Source organism: Actinotalea sp. C106, assembly GCF_023630195.1.
In the GTDB taxonomy this organism is placed as follows: domain Bacteria; phylum Actinomycetota; class Actinomycetes; order Actinomycetales; family Cellulomonadaceae; genus Actinotalea.
On sequence record NZ_JALPKN010000191.1, the window covers coordinates 1 to 6261 of the forward strand.

7 protein-coding genes are annotated in these 6261 nt (G+C 73.1%); 5 read left to right on the top strand and 2 right to left on the bottom strand.

Annotation, left to right across the window (positions count from 1 at the left end; all coding sequences use genetic code 11):
• Positions 1–1161: ATP-dependent DNA helicase (locus L0B03_RS12525; protein WP_250446218.1), on the top strand; the 1161-nt coding region annotated here is incomplete at its 5' end.
• Between the two features lie 72 nt (positions 1162–1233).
• The gene (locus L0B03_RS12530; protein WP_250446220.1) at positions 1234–2262 is read left to right on the top strand and encodes an L-lactate dehydrogenase; all 1029 of its coding nucleotides are present in this window, start codon (positions 1234–1236) and stop codon (positions 2260–2262) included.
• A 25-nt stretch (positions 2263–2287) separates the two neighbouring features.
• On the opposite strand, the gene lexA is transcribed toward L0B03_RS12530, so the two are convergent.
• The gene (lexA, locus tag L0B03_RS12535) at positions 2288–2977 is read right to left on the bottom strand and encodes a transcriptional repressor LexA (RefSeq protein ID WP_250446231.1); all 690 of its coding nucleotides are present in this window, start codon (positions 2975–2977) and stop codon (positions 2288–2290) included.
• A 419-nt stretch (positions 2978–3396) separates the two neighbouring features.
• On the opposite strand from lexA, the gene L0B03_RS12540 reads away from it, so the two are divergent.
• The 3 genes from L0B03_RS12540 (at position 3397) to L0B03_RS12550 (ending at position 5002) form a co-directional block, all read left to right on the top strand.
• Positions 3397–3684 carry a LysM peptidoglycan-binding domain-containing protein gene (locus L0B03_RS12540; protein WP_250446222.1) on the top strand — a complete coding sequence of 96 codons (288 nt, stop codon included), beginning with the start codon at positions 3397–3399 and terminating at the stop codon, positions 3682–3684.
• A gap of 200 nt (positions 3685–3884) precedes the next feature.
• Positions 3885–4376 carry a transcriptional regulator NrdR gene (gene nrdR, locus L0B03_RS12545; protein ID WP_250446223.1) on the top strand — a complete coding sequence of 164 codons (492 nt, stop codon included), beginning with the start codon at positions 3885–3887 and terminating at the stop codon, positions 4374–4376.
• An 83-nt stretch (positions 4377–4459) separates the two neighbouring features.
• Positions 4460–5002 carry a hypothetical protein gene (locus L0B03_RS12550; RefSeq protein WP_250446225.1) on the top strand — a complete coding sequence of 181 codons (543 nt, stop codon included), beginning with the start codon at positions 4460–4462 and terminating at the stop codon, positions 5000–5002.
• A gap of 21 nt (positions 5003–5023) precedes the next feature.
• Here L0B03_RS12550 and L0B03_RS12555 read toward each other — a convergent pair.
• A partial coding sequence (locus L0B03_RS12555; RefSeq protein WP_250446228.1) for an AMP-binding protein occupies positions 5024–6261 on the bottom strand: 1238 nt, incomplete at its 5' end.

The following is a 6261-nucleotide window of genomic DNA, read 5'->3' on the forward strand; positions in this document are numbered from 1 at the left end:
CTGGCCGTCGACGCGGTGCGCGACGCGGCACGCGGGTTGATGACCGCGCTGCGGCCCGAGGGCGGTGCCCCGGACCCTGCCGCGGGGGGTGGGCTCAAGCTGGCGACCTCGGCCGTCCTGGCGCTCTTCGAGATCGCCGAGAGGATGGGGGGCGACGCCGCCAGGGACGGGCGGGACGTGCTGTGGTGCGCCAGGGGGGAGCAGCACGGGCGCCCGGGGGCCACGCGCCTGCACGGGGCGCCGCTCGCGGTCTCCGGCCTCGTGCGTTCGCACCTGCTGACGGGACGCACCGCGGTGCTGACCTCGGCGACCCTCGCCCTCGGGGGGAGCTTCCTGCCCCTGGCCCGTGCCGTCGGGCTCGACCCCGAGGAGCTGCGGGGGGACGACGACGAGGCGCCTCGCGCCCGCGCTGCCGCCCCACCAGACCCGCAGGCCGCCCGGCCGTGGCGGGGCCTGGACGTCGGGAGCCCCTTCGACTACCCCCGCAGCGCGATCCTCTACGTGGCCAAGCACCTGTCCACGCCGGGGCGGGGCGGCACCGCGACCGACCAGCTGGACGAGATCGAGGCGCTCGTCCGTGCGGCTGGTGGCGCCACGCTGGGTCTGTTCTCCTCGCGTCGCGCCGCCGAGGCCGCCACCGAGGCGATGCGGGAACGGCTTCCCTACCCGATCCTGTGCCAGGGCGACGACCAGCTCCCGACCCTCGTGCGCGCCTTCCAGGAGGACGAGCCGACCTGCCTCTTCGGCACGCTCTCCCTGTGGCAGGGGGTCGACGTGCCTGGCGCCGCGTGCCGCCTCGTGCTCATCGACCGCATCCCGTTCCCGCGACCCGACGACCCCGTCCGCTCAGCCCGGGCCGAGAGCGTCGACTCCGCGGGCGGCAACGGCTTCATGGCCGTCTCGGCGACCCACGCCGCCCTGCTCCTCGCCCAGGGTTCGGGGCGCCTGGTGCGCAGCGACACCGATCGGGGCGTCGTCGCCGTGCTGGACCCGCGGCTGGCCACCGCCCGGTACGGGGCCTTCCTCACGCGGTCGATGCCGCCCTTCTGGACCACCACGGACCCCGCCGTCGCCCGGGGGGCCCTGACGAGGCTCGCGGGCGCTGCACGGGGAGGCCTGGCCGAGCCGGCCAACGCTCCGCCCGCGGTCGCCGGCCCGTAGGGTGGCGCAGGAGCACACGTGGCAGGCGCTCGGTCCGCGGACCGGTGGCGCGGACGAGGGATGGGTGACGTGATGACGGCAGAGCACGCGGACAGGGTGGCTGGGGCGATCGAGGGCACTGTCCCACGCGCGATCGAGCCCCGACGGACCACGCGGCTCGCGGTGGTCGGTGCGGGCAGCGTCGGCGCCACCATGGCCTACGCGGCGCTGATGCGTGGCGCCGCGCGGAGCGTGGCTCTCTACGACATCAACGCGGCCAAGGTCGAGGCCGAGGCGCTCGACATCGGCCACGGCATCCAGTTCATGCCCATGGCTGACGTGACCGGCTCCGACGACATCGCGGTGTGCGCGGACGCCGACGTCGTCGTGGTGACCGCGGGGGCCAAGCAGCGGCCCGAGCAGTCCCGGCTCGACCTCGCCGAGGCCACCGTGGGGCTGGTGCGCAAGATCATGCCCCAGCTCGTCGAGGTCGCGCCGAACGCCGTCTACGTCATGGTCACCAACCCGGTGGACATCGTGACCTACGCGGCGCTCAAGGTGTCCGGCCTCCCGCCGAACCAGCTCTTCGGGTCGGGCACGGTGCTCGACTCCTCGCGGTTGCGGTACCTCCTGGCCCAGCACACCGGGGTCGCCGTGCAGAACATCCACGCGTACATCGCGGGAGAGCACGGGGACAGCGAGATCCCGTTGTGGAGCTCGGCCTCGATCGGCTCGGTCCCGCTCACCGAGTGGCCGGGGATGCCTGGCCCCGACGGTCCGGTCGGTCGCCTGGGCTCGGCGGACCGGGAACGCATCGCCGAGGAGGTCGTGAACTCGGCGTACCGCATCATCGCGGGCAAGGGAGCGACCAACTACGCGGTAGCCCTCGCCGGCTCACGCATCATCGAGGCGGTCCTCAACGACGAGCGACGCATCCTTCCGGTCTCCTCGCTCCTCGACGACTACAAGGGCATCTCCGACGTCTGCCTCTCGGTCCCCTCGGTCGTGGGGTCGACGGGGGTCGGCGCACGTCTCGACATCGCGATGTCCCGGGCGGAGCTCGAGGGGCTACGTCGATCGGCGGACGCCGTCCGCGCGGTGGCGCGCCGGTTCGGCCTCTGAGCCACGACCGCCACGGCCCGTCGGGTCAGAGGCTGCGCAGGACGCTGACGACCCGCCCGAGCACGACGGCGTCGTCCCCGGGGATCGGGGCGAAGGACGAGTTCTGCGGGAGCAGCCAGACGTGACCGTCGGTGCGCCGCAGCGTCTTGACGGTCGCCTCCCCGTCGATCATCGCGGCCACGATCTCGCCGTTCTCCGCCACGGGCTGCCGCCGCACCACGACCCAGTCCCCGTCGCAGATCGCCGCCTCGACCATCGAGTCCCCGACGACCTTGAGCAGGAAGAGGTCTCCTTCGCCCACGAGCTGACGGGGTAGCGGGAAGACGTCCTCGACGACCTGGTCGGCGAGGATGGGTCCGCCGGCAGCGATGCGGCCGACCACGGGCACGTAGGAGGGGGCCGGTGCGCCGTCCCCCGGGGCGAGCTGGTCCTCGCCGAAGGACGCGAGGGGGCTGATGGCTCGCGAGTCGTCCGGGTGGACGACCTCGATCGCCCGGGGCCGGTTCGGGTCGCGGCGGAGGTAGCCCTTGCGCTCGAGGGCGGTCAGCTGGTGCTTGACCGACGACGGGCTCGTGAGCCCGACGGCTTCACCGATCTCCCGCATGCTCGGCGGGTACCCCCGCTGCTCGACGCTCGCGCGGATGGTCTCGAGGACCAGGCGCTGACGGGTGGTGAGCCCGTCCCCGTCCGCCGGGCCGTCGGGCAGGGCGTGCACGGACGCGACGCCGTCGGAGCCTCCGGACGGGGTTCTGCTCGCTGCCACGACATGACCTCCTGCGACGGGCCCGCGGACCTGCGTCTGCGAGGGGTCGCGGACTCCGTGTCAGTGGGCGGTGATGTGCTGTCCTACAGCGGCCAGCCTAGGGCGGACCGTGGTGCGGATCAAACACCTGTTCGAGCGTGTCTCGACATCTGCGAAGGATCCGTGCTAGACATCGTACAGATGTTCGACGAACAAGCGTTCGAAGGAGGCAGGCGATGACGGCGATCACGTGGAGCATGCAGGACCAGCTCTCGGTCCTTGGTCGACCCCGTGGTGCGCGAGCACCGCAGCGCCCGTGCGGCACCCGGCGTCCTCCCGCCGGCCAGGTCGACCGGGTACGAGCGTCACGCCCCACCGGCCAGGAGCCTGCCGTGCGTCTCACGACGCGCGGTCGCGTCGCGGTGGTGCTCACGAGTGTTCTCCTCGGCCTCGCTGCGCTCGTCGTCGGGCAGTCGGCCTCGGCCGAGGGCCCGGGCGTCGCGATCCCCGTCACGTCCCACGTCGTGGCACCGGGGGAGACCTTGTGGGGCATCGCAGGCGAGGTCGCTGAGCCTGGGCAGGACCTCCGCGAGGTCGTGGACGAGCTCATCGCCGTCAACGAGCTCCCGGGTGCTGGTCTCACGGCCGGGCAGCGCATCGTGGTGCCGCTGGCTGGATGACCCTGCCCTCGGGGCTGTGGACCGAGCGGTCGTGCACGAGGGCTCTGCGGGCGTCGCTCCCGGTAGCAGGGCCGGCGGCGGGTTCCTTGCACCGTTGTAGGTCGAGCCGTACGGTGTCGCACGACCCGGCCCGGTGCGTTGCGACGTGCTGAGACCTGCCGGGCGAGGTGCGGGTGCGTCCTGCGACACCTGGAGGTTCGGTGCACTGCCCATTCTGCCGGCACGGCGACTCGAGGGTCGTCGACTCACGGACCGCGGACGACGGCTCCTCGATCCGTCGACGCCGTCAGTGCCCCGAGTGTGGCCGACGGTTCACCACGATCGAGACGGCGAGCCTCTCGGTGGTCAAGCGGTCGGGCGTGACGGAGCCCTTCAGCCGGGAGAAGATCGTCAACGGGGTGCGCAAGGCTTGCCAGGGACGGCCGGTCAGCGAGGACGACCTGGCTCTGCTCGCCCAGAGGGTCGAGGAGAACCTTCGCGGGACGGGAAGCGCCGAGCTCGACGCCCACGAGATCGGCCTGTCGATCCTCGGTCCCCTCCGCGACCTCGACGAGGTGGCGTACCTGCGCTTCGCGAGCGTCTACCAGGCCTTCGACTCCCTCGAGGACTTCGAGGCCTCGATCACGGTGCTGCGGGCCGAGCGCGCCGGGAACCTCGACGACGTGACGTCGGAGCCCGAACCCCAGGCCTGACCGCAGGCGCGGTGCGCGGCCTGCCGCCCAAGGACCTCCCGCCCCGGGTGGCGGGTGCGTAGGGCGGGTGTGAGGCTGACGCCATGGCGACCGAGGACACACCCCTGGTTCACGACGAGCGTGACGGCGAGTCGACGACGATCGACCGCCGGCTGCTCGCGGTCTACCTCAACGACCACCTGGCAGGCTCGGTCGCCGGTGCGCGCCGCCTGCGGCGCACGGCTGACACGCTCAGGCGATCCCCGGTGGCGTCGGGGCTCGACCGTGTCGCTCGTGAGGTCACGGCGGAGAAGGAGGAGCTCGACGAGATGCTCGAGGCGTGGGGGGTCACCCAGGCGTTGCCCAAGCAGGCCCTCGCGTGGCTGGGCGAGCGTCTGACGAGGATCAAGTCGGCGCGCCGCCAGATGCGCACCTCCCCCACCACGACGCTGCTCGAGGTCGAGCTGCTGCGCAGCGCGGTCGTCGGGAAGCGCGGCCTCTGGCAGACGCTCATCGACCTGGCCCCGACGCTCGACCTCGACCGTTCGCGGATGGTCGACCTGCTCGAGCAGACGGACCGCCAGGTCGCGACTCTCGACGAGGTGCATGCGTTCGTCCGTGTACGTGCCCTGCGCGCCGTGCGCTGAGGCCGGCGCACGGCGTCGACCTCACGCGTCGGGCGTGGCTTCGCCCCCGTCGGGCCGCTCCGTGCCGCTCCGCCGGTCGAGCACCTGCTCGCGTACGACGCGGCGCAGCACCTTGCCGATCTGCGACCGCGGGAGCTCGGCCATGACCACCAGCTCGCGAGGGTGGGCGTAGCGGGCCAGACGCTGCTCGCTCCACGCGCGGACGGCGGCCATCTCGACACGGGTCGCTCCCTCGGCGAGGACGACGGCGGCGACGACCTTCTCGCCCAGGTCGCCCCCGGGGACACCGATCACCGCGACGTCCTGGATCTCGGGCATGGCCCGCAGGTGCTCCTCGACCTGGGAGGGGTAGACGTTGAAACCGCCGGTGATGATGACCTCCTTGATGCGGTCCACGAGGCGGACGAACTCGTCCTCCTCCACGACCACCACGTCACCGGTGCGGATCCACGTCCGGCCGTCGATCTCGACCAGGGCCGCGGCGGTCTCCTCGGGCCGGTTCCAGTACCCGTCGAAGACCTGCGGCCCGGAGATCAACAGCTCCCCCCGTTCGCCGCGCGGGACCTCGCGGGTGGGGTCCTCCGGGTCGACCACGCGGATGGTGGTCGAGGGGAACGGGAGACCCAGGGTGCCGGGTCGCCGGTCGGCGGACATCGGGCTGCCCAGGGCGACCGGGGAGGTCTCCGTCATGCCGTAGCCCTCGACCAGCAGACCGCCGGTGACGGCCTCCCACCGTCGAGCCGTCTCGGCGGGAAGGGCCATGGCGCCTGAGATGGCCCCGGCGATCGAGGTGAGGTCCGCCCCGGTGCGCTCGGCAGCCTCGGCGAGCCGCTCGAACATCGGGGGGACCCCGGGCATGAAGGTGGCGGGGCGCCGGCGCTGGGCCGCCAGCACGGCGTCGACGTCGAAGCGGGGGAAGACGACGACCGTCGCGGCGATCCGCACGGCGTACGTCAGGCACAGGGTCAGGCCGAAGGCGTGGAAGAAGGGCAGCGCGGCGTAGACGGTCTCGGTCGCCTCGCCGTGCTGCGTCCAGGCCTGCCCCTGGGCGGCGTTGACGGCGAGGTGCCGGTGGCGCAGGACGGCCCCCTTGGGAGTGCCCGTGGTCCCGCCGGTGTATTGGAGCAGCGCCACGTCCTCGACCCCGGGCTGGGGGTGGCTGGCGGGCAGCGGGCGGGCGCGGCGGACCAGACGGTCCCAGCGCAGCACCCCGGCGTCCCGCGGCACCCGGGAGCGCATGCTCGCGCGGGTGCGCCGGG

Excerpts from the sequence above, each read along its gene's own strand:
- L0B03_RS12550 (WP_250446225.1), top strand. The coding sequence starts at position 4,460 with ATGGCGACCGAGGACACACCCCTGGTTCACGACGAGCGTGACGGCGAG.
- L0B03_RS12530 (WP_250446220.1), top strand. The coding sequence starts at position 1,234 with ATGACGGCAGAGCACGCGGACAGGGTGGCTGGGGCGATCGAGGGCACT.